The organism is Ruegeria sp. CJ9, from assembly GCF_056536625.1.
Window position 1 is genome coordinate 63,632 of record NZ_JBQFPY010000003.1, and the last position, 16,257, is coordinate 79,888.

13 protein-coding genes are annotated in these 16,257 nt (G+C 58.9%); 10 read left to right on the forward strand and 3 right to left on the reverse strand.

All coding sequences use genetic code 11. The features are described from left to right. Positions 1-140: 140 nt before the first annotated feature. The 10 genes from ACR0AJ_RS08415 to ACR0AJ_RS08460 all read left to right on the forward strand — a co-directional run bounded on the left by ACR0AJ_RS08415 (position 141) and on the right by ACR0AJ_RS08460 (position 11,407). A complete protein-coding gene (locus ACR0AJ_RS08415; RefSeq protein ID WP_170361732.1) occupies positions 141-1,400 on the forward strand; it encodes an ABC transporter substrate-binding protein in 1,260 nt (419 codons plus the stop codon). Between the two features lie 97 nt (positions 1,401-1,497). Further along, positions 1,498-2,421 carry a carbohydrate ABC transporter permease gene (locus tag ACR0AJ_RS08420; protein WP_170349904.1) on the forward strand — a complete coding sequence of 308 codons (924 nt, stop codon included), beginning with the start codon at positions 1,498-1,500 and terminating at the stop codon, positions 2,419-2,421. 1 nt (position 2,422) lies between these two features. After that, positions 2,423-3,271, forward strand: a complete 849-nt coding sequence (locus ACR0AJ_RS08425; protein WP_170349905.1) for a carbohydrate ABC transporter permease — start codon at positions 2,423-2,425, stop codon at positions 3,269-3,271. A 21-nt stretch (positions 3,272-3,292) separates the two neighbouring features. Further along, a complete protein-coding gene (melA, locus tag ACR0AJ_RS08430) occupies positions 3,293-4,633 on the forward strand; it encodes an alpha-galactosidase (RefSeq protein ID WP_480662606.1) in 1,341 nt (446 codons plus the stop codon). Between the two features lie 24 nt (positions 4,634-4,657). After that, positions 4,658-6,367, forward strand: coding sequence for an IlvD/Edd family dehydratase (locus ACR0AJ_RS08435; protein ID WP_170349907.1), 1,710 nt, complete (start codon positions 4,658-4,660; stop codon positions 6,365-6,367). Next, entirely contained in the window at positions 6,367-7,134 is a 768-nt protein-coding gene (locus tag ACR0AJ_RS08440; protein WP_170349908.1) for an SDR family NAD(P)-dependent oxidoreductase, read from the forward strand. The genes ACR0AJ_RS08435 and ACR0AJ_RS08440 overlap by 1 nt, the downstream gene beginning before the upstream one ends. Positions 7,135-7,138: 4 nt before the next feature. Continuing rightward, complete coding sequence (locus tag ACR0AJ_RS08445; RefSeq protein WP_480639312.1) at positions 7,139-8,032, forward strand: 2-dehydro-3-deoxygalactonokinase; 894 nt, start codon at positions 7,139-7,141, stop codon at positions 8,030-8,032. Then, entirely contained in the window at positions 8,029-8,634 is a 606-nt protein-coding gene (locus ACR0AJ_RS08450; RefSeq protein WP_170349910.1) for a 2-dehydro-3-deoxy-6-phosphogalactonate aldolase, read from the forward strand. The genes ACR0AJ_RS08445 and ACR0AJ_RS08450 overlap by 4 nt, the downstream gene beginning before the upstream one ends. Then, positions 8,631-9,491: an SMP-30/gluconolactonase/LRE family protein gene (locus ACR0AJ_RS08455; protein ID WP_170349911.1), complete on the forward strand. Its 861-nt coding sequence runs from the start codon at positions 8,631-8,633 to the stop codon at positions 9,489-9,491. Before ACR0AJ_RS08450 ends, ACR0AJ_RS08455 begins: the two co-directional genes overlap by 4 nt. Beyond that, the gene (locus tag ACR0AJ_RS08460; protein WP_480647280.1) at positions 9,488-11,407 is read left to right on the forward strand and encodes a beta-galactosidase; all 1,920 of its coding nucleotides are present in this window, start codon (positions 9,488-9,490) and stop codon (positions 11,405-11,407) included. The genes ACR0AJ_RS08455 and ACR0AJ_RS08460 overlap by 4 nt, the downstream gene beginning before the upstream one ends. A gap of 3 nt (positions 11,408-11,410) precedes the next feature. On the opposite strand, the gene ACR0AJ_RS08465 is transcribed toward ACR0AJ_RS08460, so the two are convergent. From ACR0AJ_RS08465 to ACR0AJ_RS08475, 3 genes are all read right to left on the reverse strand, one after another. Beyond that, entirely contained in the window at positions 11,411-12,535 is a 1,125-nt protein-coding gene (locus ACR0AJ_RS08465; RefSeq protein ID WP_226689454.1) for an ABC transporter substrate-binding protein, read from the reverse strand. A 71-nt stretch (positions 12,536-12,606) separates the two neighbouring features. Then, positions 12,607-14,571 carry a beta-galactosidase gene (locus tag ACR0AJ_RS08470; RefSeq protein WP_480639309.1) on the reverse strand — a complete coding sequence of 655 codons (1,965 nt, stop codon included), beginning with the start codon at positions 14,569-14,571 and terminating at the stop codon, positions 12,607-12,609. Further along, positions 14,568-16,211: an amino acid ABC transporter permease gene (locus ACR0AJ_RS08475; RefSeq protein WP_480740588.1), complete on the reverse strand. Its 1,644-nt coding sequence runs from the start codon at positions 16,209-16,211 to the stop codon at positions 14,568-14,570. The genes ACR0AJ_RS08470 and ACR0AJ_RS08475 overlap by 4 nt, the downstream gene beginning before the upstream one ends. Positions 16,212-16,257 lie beyond the last annotated feature (46 nt).

Consider the following 16,257-nt stretch of genomic DNA (forward strand, 5'->3'; position numbering starts at 1 on the left):
GGGCGTCTGTTCTCCTCCTATTGACCCATCGCCATCTTCACGAGGGTCTTGACAAGACTAACCGAGTCGATGTGTAGTTTTCAATATATAAAACACGGTTTCATTATTTGAAACTAAAATGGAAGCTAAGGGAGGAAACCATGCATTCCATGTTCAAGCGTACCGCGGTGGCGCTGGCGGCCAGTGCGGCACTTGCCGCGCCCGTAGCAGCCGAACTGTCCGGCGAGCTGCGAATCTTCCTCGACACATCGAACCCGGCGCCCCGCGCGACGATGGAAGCGATGATCGATCGGTTCGCGCAACAGCATCCGGGGCTCGAGATTGAAACTACCGTGATCGACCGCGAGGCGTATAAGACTCAGATCCGCAACTTCCTTACGGCGGACACACCGGACGTTGCGACATGGTATGCAGCCAACCGGATGAAGCCCTATGTTGAGGCCGGCCTGTTCGAAGACGTGTCCGATCTTTGGGCCGAACCCGAGATCGCAGACAATCTCGCCTCGACCAAAGGCGCGATGACCCTTGATGGTAAGCAATGGGGCGTGCCCTATACCTACTATCAATGGGGCGTTTACTACCGCAAAGACATCTTTGATGAACTGGGCCTGACCGAGCCGACCACCTGGGAAGAAGAGCTGGTCAACTGTCAGAAGATCGTCGATTCCGGTCGCGCCTGTTACACCATCGGCACCAAGTTCCTTTGGACTGCCGGTGGCTGGTTCGACTACCTGAACATGCGCACAAACGGCTTCGACTTCCACAACCAACTTGCCAATGGCGAAATCAGCTGGGAAGACGACCGGGTCAAGCAAACCTTCGCCAACTGGAAACAGCTGATCGACATGGGTGCGTTCATCGACAACCACCAGACCTATAGCTGGCAAGAGGCCCTACCCTTCATGGTCAACGGCGAGGCCGCGGCGTATCTGATGGGCAACTTCGCCGTCGCTCCGCTGCGCGAGGCCGGGCTGACCGATGATCAACTGGATTTCTACCAGTTCGTTGCCATCAACCCAGACGTTGAACTGGCCGAGGACGCGCCGACCGACACGTTCCACATCCCGGCCAACGCATCGAACAAGGAAGCCGCACGTGAGTTCCTGCGCTTCGTTGTATCCGCGGACGAACAGTCCCAGATCAACAACGGCGCCAATCTCGGCCAACTGCCAGTGAACGCGCAATCAACCGTTGATGACGACAAGTTCCTGCTACAGGGTTTCGAGATGCTGTCGTCGAACAGCCCCGGTGGCGTGGCGCAGTTCTGGGATCGTGACGCACCTGCCGAAATGGCCAAAGTGTCAATGGAAGGGTTTCAGGAATTCATGGTCAAGCCGGACAATGCCGACCGCATTCTGGCCAAACTGGAACGCGCACGTCAGCGCATCTACGACAACTGAACCGGTCGGGTCGGGCGAAAGCCCGGCCTGCACCTCATCCTGCGTAAGACGGGTGGCAACCCGTCTTACTCAACCTACCTAAAACCCGAGTTTGCTCATGTCAGCCGTCGACGTCCCAGAACAGGAAAGCTGGTTCCACAGAAACCAACAACGCATTGCGCCCTGGCTGTTTCTGGCCCCGGGCCTGCTGTTCTTCATGGTTTATGTGATCATCCCGGTGTTCCAGTCCTTCAACCTGTCCCTCTATGAATGGGATGGACTTGGGGCGGCTGAATATGTGGGCTTTCGCAACTATGAAGACCTCTATTGGGAATGGGTTGACCGGGATGCATTCTATACCTCGTTGAAAAACAACCTGATCTGGCTGATCCTCTATCTGGCCGCGATCCCGGCGGGCCTGTTCATCGCGCTGCTCTTAAACCAGACGGTCTGGGGCATCCGCCTGTACAAATCACTGTTTTTCTTCCCCTTCGTTATTTCTCAGGTCGTCGTCGGCCTCGTTTTTACGTGGTTCTATGACCCGACCTTCGGCCTGCTCAATGAATTCCTCGGTCTGTTCGGCATCGAGCCGCTGAACGTGCTAGGGGATGAGCGCTTTGTCACCTATGGCATCATCTTTGCCGGTCTGTGGCCGCAAACGGCCTATTGCATGATCCTGTACCTGACCGGCCTGAACGCCGTGGACCCCGAACAGATCGAGGCCGGGCGTCTGGACGGCGCCAAGGGCCTGCGGATGTTATGGCACATCATCCTGCCGCAACTGCGCCCCGCCACGTTCATCGCCTTTGTCGTGACCATCATCGGCGCGCTGCGCAGCTTCGATCTGATTTCAATCATGACCCAGGGCGGCCCGTTCGGATCATCCCGCGTGCTGGCCTATTACATGTTCGAGGTCGCCCTGTCCGAATACGGCTTCCGTATGGGATATGGTGCCGCCATCGCTGTGATCCTGTTCCTGATCATGCTCTGCTTCATCGCCTACTTCCTGTGGTCGATGTATCGCGAAGAAAAGGGGCACTGAGATGTTTCCCAAACCTATCGAAAAACAATCCCGCGCGGCGCAAATCAGCTATCAGGCTATGCTGCCTTTGGCTTTGCTGTTGTGGCTGGGGCCGTTGTTGGCGGTCGCCCTGTTCTCGGTCAAACCGGCTGCGGACTTCACCAACGCGAACTATTGGGGCATGCCGTCCAGCTTTGAGGGCGCGTTCAACTATGGGCAGGTCTTCTTTAATTCAGACATGCCACGGTATCTGCTGAACTCGTTCCTGATCACCATCCCGACGGTGGTCGGGTGTGTCGCGCTCAGTACGATGACCGGGTTCGCGCTGGGGATCTACAAGTTCAAATCGAACATCTGGATATTCTTCATGTTCGTGGCAGGCAATTTCGTGCCGTTTCAAATTCTGATGGTGCCGGTTCGTGACCTGACCCTGCAATTGGGTCTCTACAACACCAAAACCGGGCTCGTGCTGTTCCACATTGCCTTCCAGACTGGGTTCTGCACCTTGTTCATGCGCAACTTCATCCGCGCCCTTCCGTTTGAGCTGATCGAAGCTGCCCGGGTCGAAGGTATCAGCGAATGGCGTATATTCTGGTATGTGGTCCTGCCACTGATGAAACCAGCCATCGCCGCGCTCAGCGTGCTGATCTTCACCTTCATCTGGAACGATTATTTCTGGGCCGTTGTCCTGACCCAAGGGGCCGAAAGCCAACCTGTTACCGCAGGCATCACCAGCTTTAACGCGCAATTCCGCGCCGCCTATCAGTTGATGAGCGCCGGCTCCATCGTGGCAGCCTTGCCGCCGGTCGCTATGTTCTTCCTGATGCAGAAACACTTCATCGCGGGCCTGACCCTCGGTGCCGTCAAATAGCTTCGAACCGGAGTTCGCCTTATGACCAAGATCACCTTTATTGGTGCGGGTTCCACGATTTTCATGCAGAACATCGTGGGCGATGCCCTGCTGACCCCTGCGCTGGCCGACAGCCACTTTGCGCTGATGGATATCGACGCCGAACGCCTGGCTGAAAGCGAGGCGGTCGCCCGTGCGATGATCCGCTCGGTCGGATCGGGTGCGACCGTATCCACCCATAATGACCGCCGCGCGGCGCTGGACGGGGCGGATTTCGTGATCACCGCCTTCCAGATTGGCGGCTATGAACCCTGCACAGTCACCGATTTTGAAATTCCCAAGCAATACGGTCTGCGACAAACCATAGCTGATACGCTGGGCATTGGGGGCATCATGCGCGGCCTGCGCACGGTTCCTGTGCTGTGGGATGTGGCGCGAGACATGATGCAGCTGTGCCCGAATGCAACCCTGTTGCAATACGTCAACCCAATGGCGATCAACACTTGGGCGCTGGCCGAGCAATTTCCAGCGGTGAAGCATGTTGGCCTCTGCCACTCGGTTCAGAACACGGTCGAAGAGCTGGCCCATGATCTGGACCTGCCTAAGGACGAGTTTCGCTATAAGGTCGCTGGCGTAAATCACGTCGCCTTCTTTCTACGGTTGGAACACCAGGGGCGCGATCTCTACCCCGCATTGCGGCAGGGATACGCAAGCGGTCAAATACCCAAGGCCCCGCTGCTGATGCCACGTTGCCCCAACAAAGTCCGGTATGAGGTAATGGACCATCTGGGCTATTTCTGCACCGAAAGCTCCGAGCATCTGGCGGAATACGTGCCGTGGTTCATCAAGGATGGGCGGTCGGACCTGATCGAGCAGTTTTCGATCCCGCTGGACGAATACCCCACCCGCTGCGTCGAACAGGTGGCCAGTTGGAAAGAACAGGCCAAGACCCTGACCGACGGGCGCAATATTAATGTCACCCGCAGCCATGAATTCGCCGCCGATCTGATGAACGCCATCGTCACCGACACGCCCTACGTTGCCTATGGCAACCTGCCCAACACAGGCCAAATCCCGCAATTGCCCTTGGGGGCTGCGGTTGAAACCCCGTGCTTGGTGGACAGCAACGGTGTGCAGCCCTCGGTGGTCGCGGACATCCCACCGCAGTTGATCGCGCTGATGCGCAGTCAGATCAACGTGCAGGAGCTAACGGTGCGTGCGCTGGTCGACCGGAACCCAGAATACATATATCACGCCGCTATGATGGACCCGCACACTGCCGCCGAACTGGACCTGCGCCAAATCCGCAACCTGGTTGATGATCTTCTCATCGCCCATGCCGATTGGCTGCCGGACTGGTGCAAACCGGCAAAAGCCGCCTGACCCCAAGAATAGAAGGCAGACCAAATGACTAAGAAACGCCGATCACAGCACTGGTATGGCAAGCTGGACAAAGATGGGTTCATCCACCGCTCGTGGATGAAGAACCAGGGCTTTCCAGACCACGCGTTTGACGGGCGCCCCATCATCGGGATCTGCAACACATGGTCGGAACTAACGCCCTGCAACTCGGGCCTGCGTGACCTGGCCGAAGGGGTCAAACGCGGCGTGTGGGAGGCCGGAGGTTTTCCGGTTGAGTTTCCGGTCATGTCGCTGGGCGAGACGCAGATGAAACCCACCGCCATGCTGTTTCGCAATCTGTTGGCGATGGATGTTGAGGAATCGATCCGCGCCTATGGTATCGACGGCGTTGTCCTGTTGGGAGGTTGCGACAAAACCACACCGGGTCAATTGATGGGTGCGGCCTCGGTTGATCTGCCATCTATTGTGGTCAGTTCCGGCCCGATGCTGAATGGTAAATATCGCGGCCAGGATATCGGGTCAGGCACAGACGTCTGGAAATTCTCTGAAGCCGTACGCGCAGGTGAAATGACCCTGCAGGATTTCATGAGTGCGGAATCCGGCATGTCGCGCAGTGCGGGCGTTTGCATGACGATGGGCACGGCCAGCACAATGGCGTCGCTGGTCGAGGCGATGGGCATGAGCCTGCCCACCAACGCCGCCCTGCCCGCTGTCGACGCCCGTCGCATGGCGCTGGCACATCTGACCGGCAAACGGATTGTCGAGATGGTGGACGAAGACCTCAAACCCTCGGACATCCTGACCAAGGAAGCGTTTGAAAACGCCATCCTGGCTAATGCAGCCGTGGGTGGATCGACAAATGCGGTGGTTCATTTGCTGGCATTGGCAGGCCGCGTCGGAGTCGATCTGACCCTGAAAGACTTCGAAATCGGTTCAGACATTCCCCTTTTGGTGAACTGCATGCCCTCGGGCAAGTACCTGATGGAGGATTTCTGTTACGCAGGCGGCGTTCCCGTCGTTCTGTCCGAGCTGAAACCCTTCCTGCGGCCCGCGAAAACGGTTTTGAACAAGGATATCTCGGCCCATTCTGAAGGGGCTGAATGTTTTAACCGCGACGTCATCCGCCCCTTTGACGATCCGGTGAAACCCGCCGCGGGCCTGCGCGTGCTGCGCGGCAATCTGGCCCCGAACGGCGCCATCGTGAAACCCTCGGCCGCGACGGACGCGCTGTTGGAGACCGAGGCCGAAGTCTATGTCTTTGAGAACATCGAAGATCTCAAGGCCAATATCGACCGCGACGACCTGCCGGTGACACCCGAGACCATTCTGGTGCTCAAGGGCTGCGGCCCCAAGGGCTATCCGGGGATGCCCGAGGTCGGCAACATGCCGATCCCGGCCAAGCTGGTGAAGGAAGGTGTGCGCGACATGATCCGTATCTCGGACGCGCGCATGTCCGGCACCGCCTATGGCACCGTCATCCTGCATGTCAGCCCCGAAGCGCAGGCAGGCGGCACGCTGGCACTGGTCAAAACCGGTGACCGCATCCGGGTTTCCGCCAGCAAGGGTGAGCTGGAACTGTTGGTCGATCAAAAGGAACTGGACGCCCGTCGCGCCACGTGGCAACCGGATGACCCGCATTACACACGCGGTTATGCGAAACTCTATATCGACCACGTGCTGCAGGCCGATCAGGGCGCGGACCTTGATTTTCTTGTCGGCAAAGACACCCGCCTTGTGACCAGAGAGAGCCACTGATGGATCAACCAGCCACTTTCCACGATCTCAACGGGGCTTCGGTCTATATCACCGGCGGTGGCTCGGGGGTTGGCGCGGCGCTGACCGATGGGTTTCTTGCGCAGGGCGCCAATGTCGCCTTCATCGGCCGGTCCGACGCCAGTGGGTTTGTCGAGGAAATGCGCGACAAACACGGCCGCGCGCCCCTGTTCATGCAAGGCGACATGACCGACACCGAGCTGCTTCACGTCACCATGCAAAAAGCCGCCGAGGCGCATGGCCCGCTGAACGTGCTGATCAACAACGCCGCCAATGACAAACGCCATTCGCTGGACGAAACCACCACCGAATTCTGGGACTGGATGATCGAGGTGAACCTCAAGGCTTATTTCTTTGCCTGTCAGGAGGCCGCGCGCCAGATGCAGGGCAAGGGTGGAGCAATCATCAATTTCAGTTCTATCAGCTATATGATGGGCAATGCAGGCTATCCGATCTACACCACCTCAAATGCCGGGATCACCGGGATGACGCGATCCTTGGCGCGCGAGCTTGGGCCGCAGAACATCCGCGTGAATGCGCTGGCTCCGGGCTGGGTTCTGACGCAGAAACAGCTGGACATGTGGGCCACGCCCGAAGATCTGGCCGCGCATTTGGACCGTCAATGCCTGAAAGAACACCTGACGCCCGAGGATATGGTCGCACCGACCTTGTTTCTGGCCTCAAACGCCAGCCGCGCGATGACCGGGCAATGCATGGCCGTCGATGGCGGCGTTGTCGTAACGGGGTAAAGCCATGAATACGGAATGGATTGCAGTCGATTGGGGAACCTCGCATCTGCGGGCTTGGGCGATGCAGGGTGATGCGGTGCTGGATCAGGCGCAGTCGGTCAAAGGCATGGCGCGGGTGGACAAAGGCGGGTTCCAAGCCGCGCTGTTCGAACTGATCGAAGGTTGGCTGAGCACTGCTCCGATTGATGTGGTGGCCTGTGGAATGGTCGGCGCGCGCCAGGGCTGGGTCGAGGCCCCGTATTCGGCGGTTCCGTGTGAACCGACACCGGTTGCCCCCTTCCGCGTGCCGAATACAGATCCCCGAATTCGCGCCTTTGTGGTGCCCGGATTAAAACAAACGGCCCCGCCGGACGTCATGCGCGGCGAAGAAACCCAGATCGCTGGTTTTCTGGCCACTCATCAAAACTGGGACGGGGTGATTTGCCTGCCCGGGACCCATACGAAATGGGTGCAGGTCAGCGCCGGAGAGGTTGTCAGCTTTCGCACCTTCATGACGGGCGAGATGTTCGATCTGCTGGGCGGGCAATCGGTGCTAAAACATTCGATCGGCGAGGGCTGGGAGGATGCCGCCTTTGCCGAGGCCACTGCCGATGCGTTGTCGAAACCTGAACAACTGGCGGCGCGTCTGTTTGGCCTGCGGGCCGCTGATCTGCTGCAAGGGCAGGATGGCGGCGTTATCCGGGCACGGCTGTCAGGTTATCTGATCGGCGCGGAATTGGCGGCCACCCGCCCCTATTGGTTGGGTCAGCAATTGGCAATCATCGGGGCCGAGAGCCTGTCGGAAGTTTATGCCAAGGCGCTACAACAACAGGGCGCGTTTGTAGAAACCGCCAACAGCACGAAATGTACCCTGGCCGGTCTGCAACAGGCCCGCAACCTCACGAGGCAAACCGCATGAGCCGACCCATCATCGCCATTTTGCGCGGAATAGCCCCCTCGGACGCAACCGACGTTGGACGGGCGCTGATCGACGCTGGCATCGACAAGATCGAAGTGCCGCTGAATTCACCCGATCCGCTGGCCTCGATCGCCGTTCTGGCCAATGAGTTCAGTGATCGTGCTTTGATCGGGGCAGGCACGGTTTTGACGTCCCAGCAGGTCGACATGGTATCAGAGGTCGGCGGTCGTCTGATCGTCTCACCGAATTGCGACCCCGAGGTGATCTCGCACACACATCGGCTGGGACTGGAAAGCTGGCCGGGTATTTTTACCCCGACCGAAGCTTTCGCCGCGCTCCAAGCAGGGGCATCAGGGTTGAAACTGTTCCCCGGAGCGCTGGCAGGACCAACAGGGTTGGCGGCCTTACGTGCGGTGCTACCTACAGGCACGCAGGTTTATGCCGTCGGCGGGGCAGGCCCCGAGAATTTCGACCTGTGGATCAAGGCAAGCGCTGATGGGTTCGGCATCGGATCGGCGCTGTTCAAACCCGGCATGACCGCCTCGGAAGTCGCAGAGCGGGCGACCCAAATCGTCACCGCCTACGACAAGGCCGCTGGATGAGCATCGTCTACGACAACCGCGCCTGTGAACTGGGCGAAGGGCCGTTGTGGCACCCGGAACGGCAACAGCTGTTCTGGTTTGACATCCTGGGCAAACGTCTGATGACACGGGACGGCGAAGCGCAGCGCAATTGGCAGTTCGACGAACATGTCTCGGCCGCGGGCTGGGTAGACCGGGATAGGCTGTTGATAGCCTCTGAAACGGGCCTGTGGCGGTTCAACCTGCAAAACGACCAGAAAGACCTGATCGCCCCACTTGAGGCGGACAATCCGGTCACGCGCTCAAATGACGGGCGTGCGGATCCTTGGGGTGGGTTCTGGATCGGGACGATGGGTAAAACCGCCGAACCCGGTGCAGGCGCGATTTATCGGTATTGGCGGGGGGAACTTCGGCAACTGGTGAACGATGTCACGATCTCGAACGCGATCTGCTTCGCCCCGGACCGGTCTTGCGCCTATTACACGGACACGGCCACCAAGCAGGTCATTCAATGGCCGCTGAATTCCGAAACCGGCTGGCCCAAGGGCGACAGCACGGTATTCCTGGACCTACGCGTCGACGGTTTGAACCCCGACGGCGCCGTGGTTGATGCGAAAGGCAACCTCTGGATCGCGCAATGGGGTGCAAGCCGTGTTGCAGCCTATAAACCGTCAGGACAGTTCCTGACGGCCATCCCATTTGAAGCCACCCATGTGTCATGCCCCGCATTTGGCGGCAACGACTTGACCACACTCTACTGCACCACTGCCCGCGAGGGGCTGGACGAGGACACGCTTGCTGCACACCCTACCAACGGTATGACCTTTGCCGCCCCCAGCACGGGTACTGGGCAGGCCGAACACAGAGTCATTCTATGAAGCCCGAACTTGGTGTTTGCTACTATCCCGAACACTGGCCCGAAGAAATGTGGGCCACGGACGCCGCGCAGATGGTCGAAACCGGCCTGAGCTGGGTGCGGATCGGTGAGTTTGCCTGGAGCCGGATGGAGCCAACTCCGGGTGATCTGCAATTCGACTGGTTGGACCGAGCGATTGAGGTGCTGGGGGCTGTGGGCCTTAAGGTTGTTCTGGGCACGCCGACAGCAACGCCGCCCCGATGGATGCTTGAGAAACACCCTGACATGCTGGCGGTGGATGCTCAGGGGCAGCCGCGCAAATTCGGTTCACGCAGGCACTATTGCTTTAGTCATCAGGGATATATCGCCGAATGCGCCCGCATTGTCCGGCTCATGGGCGAACGGTATGGGCGCAACCCGCATGTCGCCGCCTGGCAGATCGACAACGAATATGGCTGCCATGACACGACCGTCAGCTACAGCCAGCCTGCCTTGCGAGAGTTTCAGCGGTGGCTGGCCGATCAATATGGCTCGGTCGACGCTCTGAACGCCGCCTGGGGCAATGTGTTTTGGTCGATGGAATACGCAGGTTTCGATCAGATCGACCTGCCCAATCTGACTGTGACCGAACCCAACCCAGCGCATGTTCTGGCCTTCCGCTGGTTCAGCTCGGATCAGGTGGTGATGTTCAACAAAGCGCAGGTTGATGCGTTGCGGCCACTGACCGACGCGCCACTGCTGCATAATTATATGGGTCGGGTTCTGGATTTCGATCATTTCAAAGTCGGTGCGGATCTGGATATCGCCACATGGGACAGCTACCCGATTGGGTTTCTCTCAGACCGCCTTGAGGCGGACGAGGCCCATAAAGCCGCGTTCCTGCAACAGGGCGATCCGGATATGCAGGCCTTTCATCACGACCTTTATCGCGCCGTTGGGCGCGGGCGCTGGTGGGTGATGGAACAACAACCGGGCCCGGTGAACTGGGCTCCTTATAACCCTGCCCCCCTGCCCGGCATGGTGCGCCTGTGGTCGCTTGAGGCGGTGGCTCATGGGGCCGAAGTGGTCAGCTATTTCCGCTGGCGGCAGGCTCCGTTCGCGCAGGAACAAATGCACGCTGGCCTTTTGACACCGAACAACACACCCGCCCCGGCACTGGCTGAGGCACGTCAAACCGCAGTTGATCTGGCCGAGCTTGGCGCGCTGACGCAAACGCAGGCGGACGTGGCGATTGTGTTCGATTATGCCTCGGACTGGGCCTGGGCGACACAACCGCAAGGGGCCGGGTTCAACTATTTCCGGCTGGTTTTTTCAGCCTATCGCGCGCTGCGGCGGGCCGGGCTTTCGGTGGACTTCATTGCGGCCTCGGAAACGCCCAAGACCGGTTACAAACTGATCCTCGCCCCCGGTCTTGCCACGCTGGATGACGATCTGGAAACCCGCCTGACTGAGGGTTGTGATCTGGCCATCCTTGGCCCCCGTACAGGCGCGATCACTCGCGATTTCCAAATTCCAACCTCAGGCCGCCCGGGCCTGTCCGGGCTGGATTGCGGAGTTGATCTTGTGGAAACCCTGCCCCCTAACGTGCAGCGTGATGTTAACGGAGGTGGCGCGGCGCAACACTGGGTTGACCGCCTCTCCGGAGATGCCCCAGACCTTTTGACCTTTGTTGATGGCACATCTGCCCTAAAAGGCGAAAACGGTCTTTGGTACCTTGCGGGTTTCCCGGATGAGGCTCTTTGGGACAGGGTCATCTCGATGGCCGCCAAAACGGTCGACCTGACCTTGCATGCAATGCCCGAGGGCCTGCGCCGACGGGAAACCGTGCAGTATATTTTTCTGATCAACTACACCGCCGCACCCGTCCTTTGGAACGGGCACGAAATCGCAGCGTGTGACGTCGTCATCCTACCAAAGGGTCCACCCGCACAGGGGTAATGCTCAGGCGTTTAAAAATCTGTCGACAAACTCGGCCCGTGCTTTGGCATACCACGGAGCTTCGGCCAGCCACGGGTTGAGGTTGGCCAACGCGTCGCCCGGATAGGCCTCGGCAAAGTTCTTTCTGAACTCATCGCCCGCGAAATCCTCGGCGCCCAGTACGGCTGTGTTATATCCGTTCACTGCAGCGGCAGCTCCGGCTGGCTCAGGTCGGTACAAATAGTTGATGAGCGCATAGACCTGTTCGATGTTTTCCGCACCGACTGGCATTGCAAGACCATCCACCCACGCCATCGCTCCTTCGATCGGAGCCTGATAATTCACCGGTTCCCCTGCTGATTTCAAAGCCAGCGGCGGCCCGTCCCATGTTTGCCCCACAACCACGCCGCCATTCAGCAAGCCGTATTTCTGAGTTTCAGCATCGTTCCAAATCAGCTTGATCCGATCCCTGCGTTCAATGCACCAGTCCGTGATCCGGTCCCAGACCCTGCGCATGGTGTCTTCGTCGTCATAGGCATCCCAGACGGACTCGGGCTCCATCTCACCCAAGCGTTCCAAATACAGACCCGCACACAGCATCATAGAATGCGCACGACCCATGGTCATACCGGCATTTTCTTCCGCCCAGACATCCCCATAGGATGGAGCGTCGCCTTCGGGCGACCACAGATCGGTACGGTAGGCTATGCCCTCAGTCCCCCAGATATGCGGCAGCCAGTGCGCTCCGCTTTTGTTGAAATTCCAAGCGTCGGTCCCAATTCTAACCATGGAAGGGTTAACCGCGTCCAGGTTCACCTTATCCAGATCAAACGGTTGCAGCAGGTCCAGCGGCGCCCATTGCAAAGACCGCATGTTGGTAGGCGCGACAAGGTCAAACCCCTGGCCATTCGACGCAGTCATCATGTTGAGGATTTCTTCGTTCGATCCGATCCCGATATGATTGACCCTGATCCCCGTTTCCGCTTCGAACCCTTCCAGGAACTCAGGCGGCAGGTAATCCGACCACATCACCACGTTGATCTCACCCGAAGAGGCCAGCGCGCTTTTGCTGTAAAGCGGAGCCGCCAAAACAGCCGCGCCCGCGCCTTTCAGCATCGAGCGTCTGGAAAGGGTTTTCCGTTCAGCCATTTTGATTCTCCTGCTATTGAGTTGTTTTGCAGCCTTCTACTTGCTGCCAACAGGAATGTGGACTGGCAAGATCACGTGTCCCGCCAGATTGAAACCCCATAGGGTGGGATTTCAGTGCCCCCAACCAAATAGGCATGTGGTTCGTCAGTCGGTAATGACAACCCATCTGCCCCGAAATTGAAGGCAAATTTCAATCCTCCGCGACGTGTGATCCGCAGATCCGGTCCGCAATCCGTGACGGGAAGGCCCGCCCAGCTTAACGCGTCCGAAAGTATGGCATGCAGCAATTGGCCGCGTGGGATCATTGCCAGATAGATCGCTCGGTCCGAGCGTACAATCGCCGGGCTGCCATCCCGGTATGCGCTGCTAAACTCTGCCGTTACCATTCCGCTGGTGTCGATGATTTCCCGCCAACCGGTGAAGTCATACGTCGTTCCGTCCTGCAAGCGCACCGATTCCTGCGCCAGTTCTGGTAGCGATTCCACCCGCAAGACCGTCACACCGGTAAGCTCAGCCAACGCTCCGGGCGCAAGGTTGTGCGGTGTGTGCATGTCGGGTGTCTTGCTGCCCGCGCGCGCGCCGATCAGCAGTTTCGCCCCACTGTCCCGCAGTTTGTTGGCCAGATCGTTTGGAACGATCATGCTTTGCGGGACAACAATCAGGGCATACCCGTTCAGCTCATCTTGTGGCCCCACAAAATCCAGATCGACCCCAAGCGCGCACAGCCCGGCATACCATTCGCGGATGACCTGAGCATTTGGGAAGGCATCGTCATGCGGCAGGATATCCGCCGCCCAGATGGATTCGTAATCCAGAATTATGGCCACCTGCGCCCGCTCACGTACCACGGCGGGCAACAAGTCGCGCTCTGCCGCGACCTGCGCCAATTCCACGGCGGCCTGATCCGGGCTGCCGTCCGAACGCAACAATGCTGTGTGATACTGTTCCTGCGCAAATTTAGCCTGTCGCCAGCGAAAAAACATCACCGCCTGCGCGCCATGCGCATAGGCTGCCCAGGTCCACAGTCGCACCATCCCGTCCGCGGGTGAGGGGTTTTTCTCGGCCCAGTCCACCGGGCCGGGTTGCTGCTCCAACACCCACATCCGCCCCTTGCCTTGAGAGCGATACAGATCGCAGTGAAACCCCTGATAATCCGGCGCGCCAGTCCGCAAATAGCGGTGCTTTTCGTCGTCAGACAGGGTCGAGCCCAACAGATTTCCTAAGGGGTAACTGTCGAAGCCAACAATATCCAGATCGGCGGCAACGGCATGGTGATCGAACTCAAAACTGCCCGCCATGAAATTATGGGTGATGTCCCGACCCGGCGCGTATTGACGCAGCACATCCACCTGCGCGCGGTTGAAAAGCCGCACCCGGTCCGAGGAGTATCGCGCAAAATCCAGTGCATGGGTTGGGTTGGGGCTGGCCACCAGCCCGTTGGGCAATTCGATCTGGTCAAAGCTGGAATAGGCAGATCCCCAGAACACGGTCCCCCAAATTTCATTCAGTATCGCGATCGACCCGTACCTATCCGCCAGCCACCGCTGGAATCCGACCCGCGCCGCATCCGAATAGCTAAGCACCGTGTCGTGATCGTTATATTCATTGTCGATCTGCCAAGCGTGAACATAGGGGTTCTGGCCATAACGACGGGCATATTCGGTGGCAATCCGGCGGGCTTCGGCCAGATAGAAATCGCTGGAAAAGCAATAGTGCCGCCGCGATCCAAACCTTCGCACGCGCCCGTCCGGCCCAACTGGCAGAATTTCCGGATGTTCGTCGATCAGCCATTTCGGCGGGGCGGCGGTGGGCGTGGACATCATCACGCGCAGGCCTGCCTCGCCCAGAATGTCGATCACCTCATCCAGCCAATCCCAGTGGAAAACGCCGCGCTCCGGTTCAATCAGGCCCCAAGTGAATTCGGCGATGCGCACCCAATCCAGTCCCATCTCGACCATTCGCTGCGCGTCTTCACACCAGAGCGACCGGTCCCATTGTTCGGGGTAATAGCATACCCCAAGTTCCAACCTGCTCATCGATCTTCCCTTGCCGTGCGGCGTTCGATCCATTTGAGGAAGCTGGCGCAGCCCAACGTGATCACCACATAGAGGATTGCGGCTGTATTAAACGGCGCAAAGGGCAGAAAACTGGCGGCCTGAAATTCGCGCATCCGCTGGGTCATATCGCGGACTGACAGGATCGACAGCAGTGAGGTATCCTTGATCATCGCAATGAACTCATTGCCCAAGGGCGGCGTGACGATGCGCAGCGCCTGCGGCAGGATGATCAGCCGCGCAGTTTGCCAGCGCGAAAGACCCAGCGAGCCACCAGCCTCGATCTGACCCCGTGGGATGGCCTCGATCCCGGATCGGAAAATCTCGGCCATATAAGCGGAATAGCCGACCGAGATCGCGATGATCCCGCGAGTCATATTGGTCATATCGATACCGCCACCCGTGGCATCTTTGACCGCCCCCGCCAGAGGCAGGCCGATATAGAGGATGATCACTAGCATCGGAATGCCACGGATCGTGTCCACGAAGAACTCGGCCCCTACGGCCAGCGGATGCAGCTTGTGCTGCGCACCGCCCACCGTCAGCGTCAGCAATAGAAAACCAAACACGGCAAAAGCCAGCGCTGGGTTGCGGTACTGATCCGGCAGGAATTGCGTCTGCCAGATCACCGGATAGCCCTTGGTGTTGGCACCGACCGGGACAAAGGCGCCCGACACGCTGTCGACGGTTTCGATCTGTTCCACCGCGCTGGCAGCGTTTGGGGCGCTACGGATGCGGTATTGCTGGTCTTCGCCCCCGTCGAATTCGCCAAACCTGATGATGTCGGCCTGCGCCTGCGGGGTGCCGCGCACAATGGCGATGCGCGCATCCAGCGTACCTATCAGTTCGTATTTGACCTGTGGCTGCATGAAGAAAAACGCCGATACACCCAGCAAAGTCAGGCTGATGCAGCCATAGACAACAGTCGTGCGCGCCTTGGGTTTGAACGATTGCAGCCCGACCCAGATCAACCCCAGAATGGCGGCGAAGATATAAGCAAAAATGGCGGCGCGAAACGTGATAGCCACTCCGGTTGCAAATTGCCAATGGGCCATAAACATCAGATAGAACAGCGCGGCCCCGGTCAGGATTTCAAACCCAAGCTGAGCAAGTCCCCGCGCCCTGACGGGCAACCGGCCCGACAGCAAAATACCAGCAACCACAAGCGCATAGATTAGCAGTAACACCTGAAGACCTGCCTGAACCTGATCAACAACGTCTGGAAAGAGTACCCAAGTCTGCGCGGAGCGGTCGATCAAGGTCGAAGTATTTTCGCTGAGCGCATGAAAGAAGACGGACTCGGCAAATGGCATCAGCACCTGCGGCGCGACGAAAACCAAGACCGCCAGCGCCAACGCTGCGGGCAAGGCCGCCCATGCCGAGATACGCACCCAACCCGGCGCCGTCTGAAACCGCGCGTTTCGGGCGCAGAGATATCCCAGAATGGCCACCGCAAGAACCAGCAGGAACCCGACAAAAATCGGGCCGGCATTATTCCCGATCCCGAGAATTGCGATCAAAGAGCGCAGGTATTTTGAAGAGGTAGCGAACAGGTAGATAATGAACGGGGCCGCGGCGAGCAGAACAAGATTGCTCGGGCGGATCGAGCTTAGACGCTTCATGGGACCTCACTGCAAACAGGCGGCCCGGTTGCCATCGGCACCGGGC